Genomic DNA, 18,819 nt, shown 5'->3' on the forward strand with positions numbered 1-18,819 from the left:
TTCGGGGACGTCGGACGTGTGTCAGTGTGCACCCAGTTTGGGGCACTGAGTGTGCCCTGTCTGGATGTTTCTTTTAAGGCACTCAGGCCGCGAGTTCCAGCGCTTTCTCGAGCACGTCCTTGCGCTTTTGCAAGTTGGCGAGCATGTCGAAGTCGGGCGGGAAGTCGTCGACCTTCACGACTTGCTCGCCATACCGCGCGTAGTCCTCAAGCACGCGGCGATCGTCGGCATCGATCAGGCCTTTTCGCTGGGCCGCTTCGGTCCACGCGGCCAGGTGCGGCAGGCTCTGCGGCAGCGGTTCGAGCAGGCCTTGCTTGACTGCATCGCGCAGTTTCTGGTCGATCTGCGTGAAGCGCGGGTTCAACTCGAACACGAGTTCGCCATAGCCGAGCGCGTCGACATCCGGATGCGGCACGTACGAGTCGGACACGAGGCGGTTGCGCGCCGCGCCCGGCGTTTGCATCAGCTCCGCGATCTCGGTGCCGAGCCGGTCGGACGGCTCGCGATACGGCAGGCCGAATGGGAATGCCAGCACGCGCACGAGACACGCGGCAAGGCGGTTCGGGTAGTTCGCGAGCACGCCGTCGAGCGCGTGCTGCGCCCTGTACAGCGAGTCTTCGACGCCCCAGCGCACTAGCGGCAGGTCTTCCTCTTGACGGCCTTCGTCTTCGAAGCGCTTGAGCGTCGCGGAAATCAGATAGAGCTGCGAGAGCACATCGCCCAGACGCCCGGAGATGCGTTCGCGCCGTTTCAGATCGCCGCCGAGCACGAACATGGAGACGTCGGCGAGCAACGCGAATGCTGTCGAGAGACGGGTCGCCGCGCGGTAGTACGGCAACAGCGGCGCGTACGCCGTGCGCGGCCTGGCGATGAACGCGCCTCCCGTGATGCCATAGACGAAACTGCGCACCACATTGGAGAGCGTGAAGCTGACATGGCCGAAGAAGGCGGCATCGAAATCGCGCAGCGCCTTGGTGCGGTCCGTTGCGAGCGTGGCGGTCATTTCCTTGAGCACATACGGATGGCAGCGAATCACCCCCTGGCCGAAGATGATCAGGCAACGCGTGAGGATGTTCGCGCCTTCCACGGTGATCGCGATCGGCACCTGCTGATAGGCGCGCGCGAGGAAGTTCGACGGCCCCATACAGATGCCCTTGCCGGCGGCGACGTCCATGCCGTCGTTGATCACCATGCGGGCGCGTTCGGTGATGTGATACTTCGCGATCGCCGAAATTACCGACGGTTTTTCGCCGAGGTCCACCGCCTGTGCGGACAGGCGGCGCGCGGCGTCCATCACGTAGAGATTGCCGCCCATGCGGCCGAGCGCTTCCTGTACGCCCTCGAACTTGCCGACGGCGGTGCGGAACTGACGGCGAATCGCGGCATAGGCACCGGTGCCGCGCACGGCGATCTTCGCCATCCCCACGTTCGACGACGGCAGTGAAATCGCGCGGCCCGCCGCGAGGCACTCCATCAGCATGCGCCAGCCGTTGCCGACTTGCGCGCGGCCGCCGATCACCCAGTCGAGTGGAATGAAGACGTCTTTGCCCGAGTTCGGACCGTTCTGGAACACCGCGTTCAGCGGCCAATGGCGGCGGCCGATGTTGACGCCCGGATGGTCGGTCGGAATCAGTGCGCAAGTGATGCCGGGTTCTTCATTCGAGCCGAGCAGATGGTCGGGATCGAGCGCACGGAAGGCGAGGCCGAGCACGGTCGCGATCGGTCCGAGCGTGATGTAGCGCTTGTCCCACGTGACGCGAAAACCCAGCGTTTCGCGGCCCTCAAACGTGCCTTTGCAGACGATGCCGACGTCGGGAATCGCTGCCGCATCTGAACCCGCGTATGGGCTCGTCAACGCGAAGCAGGGGATCTCGTCGCCACGGGCGAGGCGCGGCAGATTGTGGTTCTTCTGCGCTTCGGTGCCGTAATGCATCAGCAGCTCGGCGGGGCCGAGCGAGTTCGGCACCATCACCGAAACGGCGGCCGCCGAGCAGCGCGTGGAGAGCTTCATGATGACCTGCGAATGCGCGTAAGCGGAGAACTGTTTGCCGCCATACTGCTTCGGAATGATCATGCCGAGAAAGCCGCGTTCCTTGATGTATTGCCAGGTTGCCGGCGACAGGTCCTGCCACACCGCGGTGGTTTCCCAGTCGTTCGCGAGATCGCACAGATGCTCGCATTCGACATCGAGAAACGATTGCTCCTCGACGGTGAGCGTGGCCGGGCCGTAGCCGAGCAGCGTGTCCCAATGCGGGCGTCCGGAGAACAGTTCGGCGTCCCACCAGACGGTGCCGGCTTCGATTGCGTCGCGCTCGGTCGGCGACATCTCCGGCAGGATTTTGCGGAAGACCTCGAACACCGTTTTTGTGAGCCACGCACGGCGCAGCGGTTTGATCGCGAGGACGAGGGCGGGGAGGACGAAGACGATCGCGAGCGCCGTCGTCACCACCGGACCCGCCGCTCCGCTGACCTGCGCGGCCGCCACCCAGACGATCATGAAGGCAAGCCACCATGAGGCGCGCGCCTGAACGTAGACCAGCGCGAGAGCGGCAATGACGAGCACCAGGGTGAACCACGGCATGACGTTTCCTCCTGTTTCGATGGTGCGTGCGAACGCATCCACGGGGCGCGGACGGCTTATGGCAGCGCCGCCCGCACCGTTGGCTTCAAGCTGTGCCGTGCAACGCGGGCTGAAACGAACTCGCCTCCACGTCGCCACCGTGGCGTTCACCGTCCGAGGCTGCCGGCACCGACGGTTCAAACCCGCCTGACGCCGGCTGCGTACCCGCAACCCCCGCAGGCGGATTCGCGCGTTCCATCTGGCCTTCGGGGCCGCCTTCGGTGGCGTCGCCCAGCACGGCGGCGAACGTGGCCAGTTGCGAGCCGTCGGGCAAGGGCGCTTTCAGCGCGGCCACCATGAGCGAAGCGAGACGCGCGATCAGTTGCAGGTCGTTCATCGACTTGCCTTGCGAGAACTCCGAAATCAGGCTGTCGGTATCGGCGCCGGCCAGCACGCCGGACAGCGCGCCGATCGAGAAGTGCAGACGCCAGCCAAGCTCTTCACGCGGCAGATGAGGCAGCGCAAGCTGGAAAGCATCGAAAAAACGCACGGCCACAGACTCGTAATGCGCATTCAGAAAGTCCCGAATGAATGCCGACGGGTCCGTATAAGCGCGCCCCAGCAAGCGCAGAAACGCCTTGCCGCCGACGCGCGGATCGCGCGACAGCCGCAGCGCGGGAATGAACATGGCGCCGAGCACGTGCTCGCAGGTCAGACGCGCGCCGAGCATTTCGTCGAAGCGGTCGAGCAGCTTGAGCCGCTCCTGGTTGAGGCGGTCGAGCCGGCGCGCCAGCATCGAGTGAATCAGCGATTCCTTGCTGCCGAAGTGATAGTTGACCGCCGCGAGATTTACTTCGGCACGCGAAGTAATCTGGCGCAGGGACATGGCCTCATAGCCGCATTCGATGAAGAGTGTTTCGGCGGCGTCGAGGATGCGGGACTTCGTGTCGCCGGCATGCCGGCCTGTTGTTCGAACTGCCATTTTGCGTCTCCCAGTTGCCGGGCATCCGGCCCGCAAACAAGCGATTCAAATGACTATTTGAAACAGCCGTTTTTTTTCAGGATAAAGAAGGATGGGGACTGCGATCAAGGGCTCGGTGTGGATTAACTCCTCTAGAAGACCTGACGAAGGTCCGTCTTTCCAATGCGCGCGGGCGCGTCAAACCGCGCGGAAATAAAAAAGGCCGTTCCGATCGAAATCGGAACGGCCTCGTATTGCTTGCTACCTGTGTTTGGCCCTGCGTTTGTTTTCTCGCGCCAGCTTCGCGTGGGTTCTTACTTCTTACGCTTGCTTTGCGTCTGCGTTACCTGGTGGCGGATCGAGCCGCCTTTGTAGCTATTGTGCCCCATAACGCGCCGGCGAAATAGCTGTTTAGTTCGAACGCTTAAAGCTCTGCCTCAATCCACCAATCACCCCAAAGGGACTTCCTTCGGGGCGGGGACTTTCTTAGGCGTGCGTTGCGACCTGTTTCGCCGACTGCGTCATGTCGATGCCACGGCGTTCGCGGCTGAACGGAATCAGCACGGCGATCAACACCGCCACGATACCGATCACAACTGCCATGATCAGCGCGTAGTTGTTGCCGTGCGCTTCGGCGGCGCTCGCTTGCAGCGGTCCGTTCACTGACGCGATCAGATTGCCGAGTTGATACACGAGGCCCGGGAACGTCGCGCGAATTTCATCGGGCGAGATTTCGTTCAGGTGCACCGGAATCACACCCCATGCGCCCTGAACGGAGATCTGCATCAGGAAGGCACCGGCCGCGAGCAGCACAGGCGTGGACGAGAAAGCCCAAAGCGGCAACACCGGCAACGCGATCAGGGCGGCGATGAAGATCGCGCGCTTGCGGCCGATCTTCTCCGAAATGAAACCGAAGAACAGACCGCCGCAGATCGCGCCGATGTTCAGCGTGATCGTGATCCACGACACGGTATGCGCGTCGAACCCATGTTGCACGCGCAGGAAGGTCGGATACAGATCCTGTGAACCGTGTGAAAAGAAGTTGAACGCGGTCATCAGCACGATCGCGTAGAGCGACAAGCCGATGTTCTGCTTGAGCGTGGCGACGAGACCCAGATGCGCTTTCTTCTCGAGCGTCTTGAAAGCCGGTGACTCCGGCACGTGCGCACGCACATACAGCACGAGCAAGGCCGGCAGCACGCCCACGAAGAACATGCCGCGCCAGCCGATGTATTGATAGAAGACGCCGAACACGACGGAGGCGAGCAGGTAGCCGCTCGGATAACCGGCCTGCAGGAGACCCGAAACGATGCCGCGCGATTTCGGCGGCACGGTTTCCATCGTCAGTGCGCCGCCCACACCCCATTCGCCGCCCATCGCGATGCCGAACAGGGCGCGCAGCACGAGCAGGGTGGTCAGGTTGGGTGAAAAGCCGGACAGCAATTCCAGCAGCGAGAAGCACGCGATGTTGATCATCAGCGTGGGACGACGGCCGTATTTGTCGGCGAGCCAGCCGAAAATCAATGCGCCGAGCGGACGCATGATCAGGGTCAGCATAATGCCGAAGGCAACCGTGGGGATTGTTGTATTGAACTCCGCCGCGATATCTTTCAATACGAACACCATTAGAAAGAAATCGAATGCGTCCAGGGTCCAGCCCAGGTAGGCGGCGATCGTGACGTTTCTCTGTTCCCGTGTCCAACTCATTGATTGTTCTCCTGACTCTCCGATAACCCGTGTTCGACGACGGGTGGCTCTGCAGCCCCATGCGCCCTGTGCTCTGGGCTTCGAGCGAGTGTACGCCGAGCGTTAAACGCTTGCATGATTGAAGCCGCGTTTATCCGTATTAATCCCTGGAGCGAGTTTCATGCTGAATCTCGCTGCATGGGGAATGTTTGGGTAATGTAATTATCGTATTGATCTAGTTTGCTATATTGTTTGTTATTTGTAATGTTGGTTTGCATCCGCGAGTGGTAATCCTCTCAATCCGGCTTCAGGGTTGAGCGTGCGGGTTCCTGTTCCATCGCGGCATTCCGCGTTCGTGCTGTGGCCGAGCAGTAGTTCACGCCTGGCCGGCACCTATGACAAAATAGGCCATCGACGGCCACGCCAGTGCAAGAGCCGTTAACTGAGAATGAGAACTGACTGAGAACTGAGCGACAACTGAGCGACAACTGCGTGGCAACTGCGAACCCTTGAATCCCCTTTCCGCCACCGTACCCATATCGCTCGTCAACGGCTTCCTGGCCGGCGCTGACCAGGCTGCGGTTGTGCGTCTGGCCGGGCAAGCGGGGATCCCGCACGAGTTACTGCACGAGCCCGCAGCCCGTGTGACGCAGGAGCAGTTTTCCACGCTTTATCGCCTGCTGGCGAACGAACTCGACGACGAAATGCCGGGTATCTTCAGTCGGCCGTTGCGCAATGGGACACTGAAGTATCTTTGCCTGAGCCTCCTCGATGCGCCACGACTCGAGGTTGCGATGAATCGGTTCGGCCAGTTTTTTCACCTGATTCTCGACGAGTTCAGACTCGAATCGCGACGCGAAGGGGCTGTCTGCCGCGTTGAACTGGTGCCGAACCCAGACTACCCGGCCGTCAGCGTGCTGGGTCGCGAACTCGTGCTAAAACTCGCGCACGGGGTCGCCTCGTGGCTGGTTGGACAGAAGATTCCGCTGTCGGAAGTGGAGTTCGATTTTCCGCGCCCACCACGCGCGAGCGACTATCTCTATCTTTTTCCAGGGCCGGTGCAGTTTGGCCGCGCGCGCACCTTCATGTCGTTCGACGCCACGTACCTCGACATGCGCATCAGGCAACACAAAACCGACCTGAAAACATTTCTTGCGCGCGCGCCGGAAGGCTGGATTTTCGTGTCGTTCGCGGAACAAATGGTCTGCCACCGCGTTCGCCAGTCTATTGCCGCTCGTCTTCCGACGATTCCAACCATCGAAGTCGTGGCGCAGGACCTGCATTTTTCCGTCCGGACGCTGTGCCGCCGGTTGTCGGCTGAAGGGACGACGTTTCAGGCGATCAAGGACGAACTGCGGCGCGATCTTGCCATTCAGCGGCTCACGCGGTCGGCCGACGCGATCGGAATGATCGCCTATGACGTTGGCTTCGACGACCCGAGTGCGTTTCATCGGGCCTTCCGGCATTGGACCGGCAGCACGCCTCAAGCGTATCGCAAGATGGCGTGAGTCAGAACATCGACGTCCCGGTCAACGGCGTCCTGGCGTGACGCGAGCGAGCCGCGCGAAGCGGCAGCTTTTGTCAATGAATGGGCAGGTTTGGACATTGGGTGGGGCGGGCGAGGGCGCTACGATGCGGCATGTGGATCGCGGCGTGCCGGAGTCAGTCCGTCACGGGACGCGTATCTGTGCCTGAAAACGTACCGTGAGGAGACACGCGATGAGCTACACCGCGCCCGTAAAAGACATGCTGTTCGTGATGAAAGAATTGGCCGCGCTCGAAGACATCGCGACCTTGCCTGGCTTCGAAGACGCGAACCTCGACACGGCTCAGGCCGTGCTCGAAGAGTCGGCGAAACTGTGCGGCGAAGTGCTGGCGCCGCTGAACGTCGAAGGCGATCGCAATCCGAGCAGCTGGAAGGATGGCGTGGTCACCGCGACGCCCGGCTTCAAGGAGGCGTTCCGCCAGTTCGTGGAAGGCGGCTGGCAAGGCGTGCAGCATCCGCTCGACTACGACGGCCAGGGCCTGCCGAAGCTGATCGCGACACCGTGCATCGAAATGCTCAATGCGTCGAACCTCTCGTTCGCGCTGTGTCCGCTGCTGACCGACGGCGCGATCGAAGCGCTGCTCACCGCCGGCACCGAAGCGCAAAAACAGACCTACGTGCCCAGGCTGATTTCCGGCGAGTGGACTGGCACGATGAACCTGACCGAGCCGCAGGCCGGTTCCGATCTCGCGCTGGTGCGCACGCGCGCCGAACCGCAAGGCGATGGTTCGTTCAAGCTGTTCGGCACCAAGATCTTCATTACGTGGGGCGAGCATGACATGGCGCAGAACATCGCCCATCTCGTGCTGGCGCGCACCCCGAACGCACCGGAAGGCGTGAAGGGCATATCGCTCTTCATCGTGCCGAAGTTTCTCGTCAATGAAGACGGTTCGCTCGGCGAGCGTAACGATGTGCACTGCGTGTCGATCGAGCACAAGCTCGGCATCAAGGCGAGCCCCACCGCGGTGCTGCAGTTCGGCGACCACGGCGGCGCGATCGGTCATCTGATCGGCGAAGAAAATCGCGGCCTCGAGTACATGTTCATCATGATGAACGCGGCGCGTTTCGCGGTGGGCATGCAGGGCGTGGGCGTCTCGGACCGGGCGTATCAGAAGGCCGTGGCGTACGCGAAGGATCGCGTGCAAAGCCGCCCGGTGGACGGCTCGGCGAAGCAATCGGTGGCAATCATCCAGCATCCGGACGTGCGCCGCATGCTCGCGACGATGCGTGGCCTCACCGAAGCATCGCGCGCATTGGCGTATGTCGCCGCGGCTCACTGCGATATCGCGCATCGTCATCCTGACGAAGCAAAACGTGCCGGACATCAGGCGATCTACGAATACCTCGTGCCGATCGTGAAGGGCTGGAGCACGGAGCTGTCGATCGACGTGACGAGCCTCGGCGTGCAGGTGCACGGCGGCATGGGTTTCATCGAAGAAACGGGCGCCGCGCAGTACTACCGCGACGCGCGCATTCTGCCGATCTACGAAGGGACGACCGCGATCCAGGCCAACGACCTGATCGGCCGCAAGACTGTGCGCGACGGCGGCAAGGTGGCGAAGTCGCTGCTGGCCGGCGTAGCAGAAACGATCGAGGCGCTCGGCACGCAGCAGGGTGCGGCGTTCGAATCGATGAAGAAGTATCTGGCGCAAGGTCATCGCTCGCTCACCGCGGCGGTCGATTTCGTTGTTGCCAACACGAAGGACGATCCGAACGCGGTGTTCGCCGGCAGCGTGCCATATCTGAAGCTCGCGGGCATCGTGCTGGGCGGCTGGCAGATGGCGCGTGCGCTGCTCGTGGCGGCTGAAAAGCGCGCCGAAGATCCGTCGTTCTACGGCGCGAAGATCGCGACCGCGCAGTTCTATGCCGAGCATGTGCTGCCGCAGGCGTCGGCGCTCGAAGCGTCGATCGTTACCGCGAAGGGCGGGGAGAGTGTGCTGGCGCTGGCCGAAGACCAGTTCTGACTGAGGGATCTCACATCAATGACCCCCGCAAGTCTCATTGAGCAAGCGTGCACTGCAAGACCTGCGACATCAAGGACCCGACCCAGAACATCGTCTGGGTGACGCCTGAGGGCGGCGGTGGGCCGAATTACCCGAATATGTGACCTGCGAAACGGACTCGAAAGCCGTCGAAGCAGGCTTGCACATTAAAAAAGGAATCCGAAATTAAAAGAGAAGTCGTCGTTGTGAGCGGAGTTCGCACTCCCATCGGCTAGTTCGGAGGTAGCCTGAAAGATATCGCCCCGACGGAACCGGGTTCGCTTGTCGTGCACGAGGCGCTGGCGCGTGCTGACGTTGGTGGCGATCAGGTCGGCCACGTCGTCTTCGGGAATGTCATCGCGACCGAGCCGAAGAACCTGTATCTGGCCCGCGTCGCGGCGCTCAACGCAGGTGTGTCCGAGGCAACGCCGGGCTTTACGGCGAACCGTCTCTGTGGCTCGGGCCTGCAGGCGATCATCTCCGCCGCGCAAACAATCTTGCTGGTCTACGCAGACATCGCGATTGGCGGTCCCATCCAGTAGTCGTCCACAACACAAGCATTCAGGTCAAAACATAGATGAATGTGCCGTGCGTCATTTACTATTGTCCGATCGCAGACTAGGATTAATTGACCGTTTGGTTCTATCCGACTGCGGAAGTTTTAACCGAATCTATCCTCGGGCGGGCAGTGCCCGATTCCGCTGCTAGTCATTCACTGAATAAACAGAAGGATAATGCGCTGTCATGGAGACGACCCGACAGACCGCCCGTGAGGCAGGCCGGGGCCGCGCAATCACGAGGGAATCATGATTCTGCATGCCCAGGCCACTTTGCAAGATCGGGTGGCGGCAACCGGCTTCCGGGTTATGGCGCATTGCATTTCGTCGAAATCCAGAGCGAATTTTTTCAGCACGTCACCCGGCACCAGCCTTTGAGATGGAGTCCGGCCATGAGCATCGTCATGCCCGTGATAGTCGTGCTGGAAGCGACCATCATTCTGTGGTTGCTGGTGATGTTGGCGCGACGCCACGGGGCGGCGGCATCGATCGCCAGTATTAAACCGCTGGGTAGTTCTGCGCACGCAGAACGCGCTCTGGCCAGCCTGGACATGGTGTTTGCACGCATTGCGAGAACGGTGGTCGAGGCGGGTGGTGCTTCCCATTCACCGGTGAAAGCTGGTCCGTCACGCGACACCTGCGTGGAGGCTTCTCGCGTCGCGGAAGTGTCTGGTGTGACGGAAGCCGGCCAACGTGGGGCGCGCGCAGGGCATCCACCTGCAGGTGCACCCGGCGCGGCGGCTTCCGCGAGGGTGGTTCGCCGGGAGGCTTGTACGAGTGGCGGACGATCGATGGACATACCGCATGCTCAGGCCGCCGCTCCGGAACGAAAGAGCGGCGAGACGTGCTTTCGCGAAGCGCTTGCATTATTCCCGTTTGCGATTCTCATGCTGGGCGAGCGTGGCCGCATGGTCATGGTCAATCCGCAAGCTGCGAAGCTGTTTGGATACGAATGCGAAGAAATGATCGGCAGACCTGTTGAGTTGCTGGTGCCCGACCTGCATTTCGAAGGCAGCACGCCCTTTTGGACGGACAGGTTCGCGCTACCCGACGTGCGCGGCGCGGCGCCTTTGCAGGAATTATCCGCACGGCGCAAGGACGGCGTGGTGTTTCCCGTGGAAATAGGGCTGAATGCGTTTCGCTTCGACGACGATTGCATCATGCTCGCTTTTGTCATCGACAGGACAGATCGCTATGAACTGCACCGAAACCGTCAGGAGCTCGCCCATCTGACGCGCGTCTCCACCATGGGGCAGCTCGCCTCTTCGCTCGCCCACGAGCTGAACCAGCCGCTCACCGCGATTCTGAGCAATGTGCAGGCAGCACAACGGTTCATGACCGCCGACCCGATCGACCTGGCGGAAGTGCGGGAAATCCTCAATGACATTGTTCAGGATGACTATCGTGCCAGCGAAGTGATTCGACGCATCCGCGCAATCGTCAAGAAGGGCGATCTTGACGTCGTGCCGCTCGATCTCGCGGGGGTGGTCCGCGACGTGATTCTGCTGGTGCACAGTGACGCGATCGTGCGAGGCACGCGTTTGAGGCTCGACATTGACGACACCCTGCCGCCCGTGCGCGGCGACAGGGTGCAACTGCAGCAGGTCATGCTCAATCTTCTGCTCAACGCATTCGACGCGCTGAACGATGTGCCGCCCGTCGACCGGATGGTAGCGGTAACGCTCAAGCCTCAGGGTGGCGACATGGTGTGCATTGCGGTTCGCGACAACGGGCACGGATTGACAGCGGACAAGCTGGATAAGATCTTCAAGCCATTCTTCACATCAAAACCCCAGGGGCTCGGTTTGGGATTGTCGATCAGCCGCTCCATCATCGACATGCACCGCGGGCGACTCTGGGCCGAAAACAACACCGATCGAGGCGCGACCTTTTATGTCACGCTGCCCGCGAATGATGCGATGCAGCACGACGAGTCGCGATAAAGGCCATGACACATTCTGATCTGCTGGTGTTCGTCGTCGACGACGACGAGTCTGTGTGCCGAGCGTTCGCGCGTCTGATCCAGTTCGCTGGCTATCGGGTAGAGACATTCGGTTCGGCCCGCGCATTCCTGGACAGGATCCGTGCCGAAACCTGTCCGGCGTGTTTGATACTGGACATCCAGCTGCCGGACGTCAGCGGTCTGGAACTGCAGCGCGAACTCAATGCGGCGATGCCTATCATTTTCATCACGGGGTATGGCGACATCCCCATGACGGTGGGCGCCATGAAAGCCGGGGCAACCGATTTCCTGCCGAAGCCGGTGCGTGATACGGATCTGCTTCGTGCAATCGACCAGGCGTTCGAACAGGTGGCGCAAACGCACGCAGTCCACCGCGAACTGGACGCGATCCGTCTGCGTGTCGGAAGACTGACACCTCGCGAGCGGCAAGTGATGGCGCTCGTCGTGAGCGGCCGTCTGAACAAGCAGGTCGCCGGCGAACTGGGCACGGTCGAAAAGACAATCAAGGCTCACCGCGCGCGCGTCATGGCGAAAATGGAAGTCTCGTCGCTGGCCGAACTGGTCCGCGTCGCCGAAAAGGCCGGCCTCGGCACCGTTGCCGAAACACACGTATCGCACTAGGCCGCATGCTGGCGCGAACGGCGGACGGAAACAGAACTTCACGCGCTCTGTATCTTGGCTTCCTTGCGATAGTCGCTCGGTGAAACGCCTTCCCAACGTTTGAACGCGCGCGTGAAATTGCTCGAGTCGCTAAACCCTAGCAAGAACGTGATTTCGGTAATCGACAACGCCGATTGCTGTACATAGCTGGAGGCCAATTCCTTGCGTGTCGCGTCGAGCAGCTCATTAAAATTCGTATCGTGCTGCGAGAGCTTGAACTGCAAGGTGGTCGGACTGATACACATGGCGCTGGCGACTTTGTCTCTCGAGCAGTCGCCATTGGGCAGATACTCAATGATTTTCTGCCGCACTGTGCTTACCACATCGTGTTTGTCGAGACGGGCGATATAGCTGGTGGCGAGGTTGTCGTGCAATTGCGCCAGCTCAGCACACGCGCCGGTCAGCGGTTTTTGCAAATCCGGTTTCGAAAACACGAGTTCAGGTGCAGCCTGGTCAAAATCGACAGGTGAGCGAAATAGTTTCTCGTAGGGGCCGCCCCCTTCGCGCGGCATCGGGTGAGAGAACGCCACGCGGACCGGCTTGAAATCGGCGTGGTAGAGCTGGCGCATGGACAGCACGACAAAGCCCAGCAACGCATCTTCCGTCTCGGCGCACACGGGCACCAGCAGTTTCATGCGCAGCGAGACCTCGTCGCCGTTTTCAACAATGTTGATTTCGCAGGCCTGAGAAGCGAGTCTGAAGAATCGTTCCAGCCGTTGGCAGAATGCCATCAGGTTGGAACTGGCCGCGAGCGCGTAGCCGAGTGCGTGCAGATTCGAAACGTGAATGAACCTGGCGACCGTCAATCCGAAGTAGGGGTTGTGCGTCACGTCCACGCAGACCTTATACAGCCTGGCCATCGTGGCGACCGGGAGCCGCGTCATGGGATCGTTCTTCATCAGCGACGGCTGGACGCCGGCCGCATGAAAGATCCGGGCACTATCGACTCCGCTGTGCTCGAGGGCGCGTGAAATTGCGAGCGCATAGCCACCGATCGTCGTGAGAACGGCGTCGCTGTCGGAGCGGGAGGCGGTGGCTCTCTGCATGTTGGACGGCAATCATTGCTGGGCCGGCGTGCTGTGTGCGAGCGGCAGGCTGGCTGGGGGAGAAATGCGCTTGAGCGACGGTGTGGTCGCGTCGGTATCGCAATAGCGTAGCCGCGATTGCACTGCGAACTCCATCGGCGTAAATGCCAGGTCAGGAATCGTCACACGCGCGAACCGCCATTTGCACGAAGGTCAAAGCTCCCGATGGGCGTGTTGCGCGGCGTTCGCAAACCTCTTCCGTGCGTCTTACTTTCGCCCGGTGTTTACCCGCATCGAGCGCCAGGTTGCGCACGGTGCACGCGCAAGACCACTGGATTGTCTTCAAAGACCAGCGCCGCGCGGGATGCCGTTCATAAAATGCCTCCGATTTGTCAATGACCCGCAGACCCGCGATCCGGCGGCTGGCGTCACGTTTCAGTCCATGACAGGAGACCCTCATGACCCGCGAACTCAACCCTGCGGCATCCGATTCCGCTCCGGCGGGACCGTCTTCGGAAGAGACGGGCTCAATCGGGCAGCCCTTTCTCACCGGTGTGGCCATAGCCGGGACGCAGGATCTGCCATTTCCCAAAACGCCGACAGCCAGTCTCGCCGCGCGGACGCTGGCCGAGTCGAAGCACCAGTGGCGCAGCAAAGCCACCCCCTTGCGCGCCGACGCGCCGAACGTATTGATCATCATGCTGGACGACGTCGGCTTTGCACACGCCGATACGGTTGGCGGTGCGATTCATACGCCGACGCTCAGCCGCATTGCCGATTCCGGCGTGCGCTACAACGCCTTTCACACCACCGCGATCTGCTCGGCGACGCGTGCGTCGCTGTTGACGGGGCGCAACCACCATCGCGTGGAATCCGGGACCATCACCGAGTTGGCGAGCGATTTTGACGGTTACACCGGTGAGATTCCAAAGACTTCAGCGACCATACCGGAAGTGTTGCAGCACTATGGCTACAGCACAGCTGCATTCGGGAAGTGGCATAACACGCCTGCCCAGGATGTCTCTGCTGCGGGGCCTTTCGACCGCTGGCCGACCGGGTGCGGATTCGATCATTTCTACGGTTTCATGGGGGCGGAGTCCTCGCAATACGAGCCGAATCTGTATCGCAACACCACGCCGATCGAGCGGCCCAACGATCCGAAGTATCACCTGAGCGAAGATCTGGCAGCGCAGGCCACCAGCTGGTTGCGCCAGCAACATGCTCTTGCGCCTGACAAGCCGTTTCTGATGTATTGGGCGCCGGGAGCGGTGCATGGCCCGCACCAGGTCTTCGGTGAGTGGTCGGATAAGTACAAGGGACAGTTCGACGGAGGCTGGGATGTCTATCGCGCGCAGGCCTTCAGGCGTCAGAAGGCGCTTGGCTGGATTCCGGCCGACAGCATCCTGACGCCGCGCCCAGACACGATGCCTGCATGGAATAGCCTTGGCGACGATGAGAAGCGATTCCAGGCGCGCCTGATGGAGGTGTACGCCGGTTTCCTCGAGCATGCCGACACACAGGCCGGCAAGATCGTGGATGAACTGGAGCGGCTGGGCTTGCGTGACAACACGCTGATCTTTTACGTGCTGTCGGATAACGGGGCGTCCTCGGAAGGCTGGAGCGGCACCATCAACGAAATGCTGACGCTCAACGGCGTGCCGATGCCTTTCGCGCAACAGATGAAGATCCTCGAGGAGGAATACGGCGGCCTGCCCGCGTTGGGCGGTCCAAAGGTCGCGAACATGTATCACGCCGGCTGGGCCTGGGCCGGAGAAAGTCCGTTTCAGGGCACCAAGCTGGTGGCGGGTTATTTCGGCGGCACCCGTGTGCCGATGGCGGTTTCCTGGCCCAAGGGCATCAAGGCCGACGCCAATGTGCGTGGGCAGTTCCACCATGTCAACGATATCGCGCCGACCCTCTACGAGGTCATCGGCATTGCGCCGCCGGAGTCGGTCAATGGCCAGAAGCAGGATCCGCTGGACGGCGTGAGCCTCGCGTATACGTTCGCCGACAGCGAGGCGCCCACGCAAAAAACGCATCAGTACTTCGAAGTATTCGGCAGCCGCGGGATCTACTCGGAAGGCTGGATGGCGTCGGTTTTCGGGCCGCGTGTGCCATGGTTGCCAGGCGCCTACGCCGCCTACGCGAACTGGAATCCGGATGAAGATGTCTGGGCCTTGTACAAACTCGACGGCGACTTCTCCCAGTCGAACGATATTTCGCGCGACTACCCGCAAAAGCTCGCGGAGTTGAAACAGAAATTCGATAGCGAGGCGCGCGCCAATCACGTTTATCCGATCGGCGCGGGTTTGGGGCCGCTTCTTAATCCCGATGCTCGTGTGGGAACGACTCAGACCGAATGGCACTTCAATACGGAGATCACGCGCCTGCCCGAATTCTGTGCGCCTAATCTGCGCGCGCGCAACAACCGGGTCACGGTGGACGTCGAGGTGGCCGCCGCAGGCAGCGGCGTGCTCTATTCGCTGGGTGCGGTAGCCGGCGGTCTGGTGCTCTATATGGACGACGGTTACCTCCACTACGAATACAACTTCCTCGGTGTGGTGAGAACGCGCTTGCGTTCAGCGGACAGGATCGCGCCGGGTCCGCGTCGGTTCGATCTCGAGACCATGATGAGCGGGCCTGCGCCGGGTGCGGCTGCCGCGTTAGTCATGATGGTCGACGGCGTGGAAGTGACGCGGGCGACGACGCCGTTCACCGTCCCGCTTGCGTTCAGCGCGAGCGAAACCTTTAACGTCGGCGTCGACCTCGGTTGCCCGGTGACGCTGGACTATCGTGATCGCGCGCCGTTCAGATTCAATGGCCGGATCAACGACGTGCATATCGTGTATCTGCCATGATCGACTACATCGTGATCGGCGGTGGATCGGCGGGCTGTGTGTTGGCAGCCCGCTTGAGCGAGGATCCACGGGTTCAGGTTTGCCTGCTCGAAGCAGGCAAGCCTGATAACAGCCCATTGATTCAATGTCCGGCGGGGCTTGCCGCGTTGATCCCGTATCCCATCTTCAACTGGGCGTTCAAGACGATGCCCAACTTCGGGCTGAACGGCCGGATCGGCTACCAGCCGCGCGGCAAGGCGTTGGGCGGGAGTAGTTCGATCAACGGGATGATGTATATCCGTGGCGACCGGGCCGACTACGATCAATGGGCAGAAGAGGGCAATGCCGGCTGGAGTTATGACGAGGTGTTGCCGTACTTCAGGAAGTCGGAGAACAACGCGTTCTGGGGCAGCAATGCGCATCACGGCGCAAGCGGCCCGCTCAACGTGGCGGATGTGCTGGAACCGAGCGTCTATGCAAGAGCGTTTGTCGAGGCCGGCGTACAGGCGGGGCATTCGCCCAACCCCGATTTCAATGGCGATCATCAACTGGGCATTGGACTGACGCAGGTCACGCAAAAGAACGGCGAACGCTGCAGCACCGCCAAGGCGTTCCTGACACCGAATCTCGACCGGACGAACCTGCAGGTCATCACCGGTGCGCAGGCTACGCGAATCCTGATGGACGGCAAGCGCGCGGTTGGTGTCGAGTTTCAACAAGGCGGCGCAATCAAGGTTTTGAAAGCCACGCAGGAAGTTTTGTTGTCGGCCGGCGCCTTGCAGTCGCCACACATTCTGATGCTGTCGGGCATTGGGCCTGCCGGGCATTTACAGCAGCACGGCATTGACGTCGTCCATGATTCACCGGGCGTCGGCAAGAACCTGCAGGATCACATCGATATTGTTCACAGCTACGAAGCCGGTGCGTCGCGAGGGCTGTTCGGCGTGTCGCTGTCGGGCGTGTGGTCTGTGGCGAAGGGCATTCGCACCTGGGCGAAATACCGACGCGGCGTGCTGACGTCCAACTTCGCGGAAGGCACGGGCTTTGTGAAGACGCTGCCGGAAGAAAGGCGCCCGGATGTGCAGCTCGTGTTCATCGTTGCAAAGCTGATCGACCACGGCCGGAAGATATTGATCGGTAATGGCTACTCGGTTCACTGCGGCCTGTTGCGCCCCAAATCCCGCGGCAGCGTTTCATTGGCGAGCGCCGACCCGTTGGCGGCGCCGCTGATCGACACCAATTTCCTGGCCGATCAGGACGACGTGAGTCGCCTCATACGCGCTTTCAAACTGGTGCGCGGCATCATGCGTCAGCCGGCTCTCGCGCGATTTGGCGGCAAGGAATCCAGAAATTCGGCGCGCGCGCAGACCGACGCACAGATCGAAGCGTTCATTCGCAACCACGCTGACTGCGCCTATCACCCTGTCGGGACCTGTCGCATGGGTAACGGTCCGCTCGATGTGGTCGACGATCAATTGCGCGTGAAAGGGGTGCACGGTTTGCGTGTTGTCGACGCGTCGATCATGCCGAACATCGTGTCGGGCAACACCAATGCACCGACCATCATGATCGCGGAGAAAGCCGCCGACATGATCAAGGCCGCGTTGGCCGAGATCAAAGAGGGATCATGCTGCACTGGATGCCCCTCGTGAAGGCACGATCGCGCGGTACACAAAATTAGAGCTGCGGCGGCATCGAGAAAGAGGCGAAACGCAAAGCGCTTTCCGTTTCATTTCACCGTTTGCCAGGCGCTGCGATGGCTCATCATCTTGATCTCCAAAGGAGCAGAACCATGGGTGTTCTCGACGGAATCCGCGTCGTGGAAATAGCGGGTATCGGGCCGGGTCCTTTTTGCGGCATGTTGCTTGCCGACATGGGCGCCGAAGTCATCCTGATCGAGCGCGCCGACGCCAACGATGGCGGCATGCTCGATCTCGGCAAGAGCGCTATCGTCAATCGTGGCAAACAGTCCATTGCGCTGAACCTGAAGGACACGCGCGCGATTGACGCGGTCCTGCGGCTCATCGAGGGTTCAGACGCGTTGCTCGAAGGCATGCGCCCAGGCGTGATGGAGCGGCTGGGGCTCGGGCCGGAGATGTGTCTCTCACGCAATCCACGCCTCGTATACGGCCGGATGACCGGATGGGGACAGACGGGGCCGTTGGCGCAGTGCGCCGGCCACGACCTGAATTACATCGCGCTCTCCGGCGCGCTGTGGTTCGCGGGCGAACCCGGCAGGCCACCCATGCCACCGCCCACGCTATTGGGCGATCTGGGCGGTGGCGCGCTGTATCTCGCGATGGGCGTGCTTGCCGGCATCCTGGGCGCTCGCCGTACCGGTCATGGCCAGGTGGTGGATGCTGCCATCGTCGACGGCAGCGCCAATCTGATGAACCTGCTGCTCTCGGTGCATGCCGCAGGGCATCAGCCTATCGAACGCGGGCGCGGCCTTCTGGACGGCCCGCACTGGAGTGGCACCTACGCGTGTGCCGATGGCCACTTTGTCAGTGTCCAGGCGCTGGAGCCGCAATTCAATGCGCTGCTCTTCAGCAAGCTTGGGCTCGGTGACGATCCGGATTTCCGGCAGCCTTATCACCCGCATCGATGGCCTGCCCTGCGTGACCGGTTGGCGGCGGTATTCGCCACGCAACCCCGGCAGCATTGGATCGATTTGCTCGAAGGCAGTGATGCCTGTTTCGCGCCGGTGCTGACGCCTGTCGGAGCCATGACGCACCCGCATATGGCCGCTCGCGGCGTCTATGCGGAGCGCGACGGGGTATTGCAGGCCGCCCCGGCGCCGCGATTCTCCGCGACCCCGTCCGGCGCCCCTAACGCCGTACCGCGCCGTGGTGAACATGGCCTTGCGATCCTCCGAGCCATCGGGCTTGGCGAAGACGAGATCGTGCAATTGCTCGCCGCGCACTGAGGCCACGTCACACGCAACTTATCGCCGGGACCTGCGACTTCATTCCAATGACCTGTAGCAAACCACAGTTCTCCATACGATCAGCACATTCGCCAATTTCTTGAGGCCGACGCCTT

General features: G+C 61.5%; 12 protein-coding genes and 2 pseudogenes. 9 read left to right on the forward strand and 5 right to left on the reverse strand.

Annotated elements, in window-relative coordinates; genetic code table 11:
- Positions 1-82: 82 nt before the first annotated feature.
- The 3 genes from AYM40_RS08265 to AYM40_RS08275 form a co-directional block, all read right to left on the reverse strand.
- Positions 83-2,581: an acyl-CoA dehydrogenase gene (locus AYM40_RS08265; RefSeq protein ID WP_063495791.1), complete on the reverse strand. Its 2,499-nt coding sequence runs from the start codon at positions 2,579-2,581 to the stop codon at positions 83-85.
- A gap of 85 nt (positions 2,582-2,666) precedes the next feature.
- Positions 2,667-3,542, reverse strand: coding sequence for a TetR/AcrR family transcriptional regulator (locus AYM40_RS08270; RefSeq protein WP_063495792.1), 876 nt, complete (start codon positions 3,540-3,542; stop codon positions 2,667-2,669).
- A gap of 465 nt (positions 3,543-4,007) precedes the next feature.
- Positions 4,008-5,228: an MFS transporter gene (locus AYM40_RS08275; RefSeq protein WP_063495793.1), complete on the reverse strand. Its 1,221-nt coding sequence runs from the start codon at positions 5,226-5,228 to the stop codon at positions 4,008-4,010.
- Positions 5,229-5,716: 488 nt separating this feature from the next.
- Here AYM40_RS08275 and AYM40_RS08280 point away from each other — a divergent pair, with 488 nt between their 5' ends.
- The 6 genes and pseudogenes from AYM40_RS08280 to AYM40_RS08300 all read left to right on the forward strand — a co-directional run bounded on the left by AYM40_RS08280 (position 5,717) and on the right by AYM40_RS08300 (position 11,876).
- Positions 5,717-6,715, forward strand: a complete 999-nt coding sequence (locus tag AYM40_RS08280) for an AraC family transcriptional regulator (protein ID WP_236720925.1) — start codon at positions 5,717-5,719, stop codon at positions 6,713-6,715.
- A gap of 211 nt (positions 6,716-6,926) precedes the next feature.
- Entirely contained in the window at positions 6,927-8,717 is a 1,791-nt protein-coding gene (locus AYM40_RS08285) for an acyl-CoA dehydrogenase (protein WP_063495794.1), read from the forward strand.
- A 47-nt stretch (positions 8,718-8,764) separates the two neighbouring features.
- Positions 8,765-8,860 (forward strand): annotated as a pseudogene (locus AYM40_RS38260) (4Fe-4S dicluster domain-containing protein); the annotation flags it as partial.
- Between the two features lie 123 nt (positions 8,861-8,983).
- Positions 8,984-9,265: pseudogene (locus AYM40_RS08290) on the forward strand (acetyl-CoA C-acyltransferase); the annotation flags it as partial.
- Positions 9,266-9,684: 419 nt separating this feature from the next.
- Entirely contained in the window at positions 9,685-11,235 is a 1,551-nt protein-coding gene (locus AYM40_RS08295; protein WP_082855008.1) for an ATP-binding protein, read from the forward strand.
- A 5-nt stretch (positions 11,236-11,240) separates the two neighbouring features.
- The gene (locus AYM40_RS08300) at positions 11,241-11,876 is read left to right on the forward strand and encodes a response regulator transcription factor (protein ID WP_063495796.1); all 636 of its coding nucleotides are present in this window, start codon (positions 11,241-11,243) and stop codon (positions 11,874-11,876) included.
- Positions 11,877-11,914: 38 nt separating this feature from the next.
- Here the strand turns inward: AYM40_RS08300 and AYM40_RS08305 are convergent, their stop codons facing one another.
- Both AYM40_RS08305 and AYM40_RS41315 read right to left on the reverse strand, forming a co-directional pair.
- A complete protein-coding gene (locus tag AYM40_RS08305; protein WP_082855009.1) occupies positions 11,915-12,961 on the reverse strand; it encodes an AraC family transcriptional regulator in 1,047 nt (348 codons plus the stop codon).
- Positions 12,962-12,973: 12 nt separating this feature from the next.
- Positions 12,974-13,126, reverse strand: coding sequence for a hypothetical protein (locus tag AYM40_RS41315; protein ID WP_158515259.1), 153 nt, complete (start codon positions 13,124-13,126; stop codon positions 12,974-12,976).
- Positions 13,127-13,398: 272 nt separating this feature from the next.
- Here AYM40_RS41315 and AYM40_RS08310 point away from each other — a divergent pair, with 272 nt between their 5' ends.
- From AYM40_RS08310 to AYM40_RS08320, 3 genes are all read left to right on the forward strand, one after another.
- Complete coding sequence (locus AYM40_RS08310; protein ID WP_082855010.1) at positions 13,399-15,798, forward strand: arylsulfatase; 2,400 nt, start codon at positions 13,399-13,401, stop codon at positions 15,796-15,798.
- Positions 15,795-17,429, forward strand: a complete 1,635-nt coding sequence (locus tag AYM40_RS08315) for a GMC family oxidoreductase (RefSeq protein WP_063495798.1) — start codon at positions 15,795-15,797, stop codon at positions 17,427-17,429. Before AYM40_RS08310 ends, AYM40_RS08315 begins: the two co-directional genes overlap by 4 nt.
- A 140-nt stretch (positions 17,430-17,569) precedes the next feature.
- On the forward strand, positions 17,570-18,703 hold the full coding sequence (locus AYM40_RS08320; protein ID WP_063495799.1) for a CaiB/BaiF CoA transferase family protein: 1,134 nt from the start codon (positions 17,570-17,572) through the stop codon (positions 18,701-18,703).
- Positions 18,704-18,819 lie beyond the last annotated feature (116 nt).

Origin of the sequence: Paraburkholderia phytofirmans OLGA172 (genome assembly GCF_001634365.1) — a bacterium.
Classification (GTDB): domain Bacteria; phylum Pseudomonadota; class Gammaproteobacteria; order Burkholderiales; family Burkholderiaceae; genus Paraburkholderia.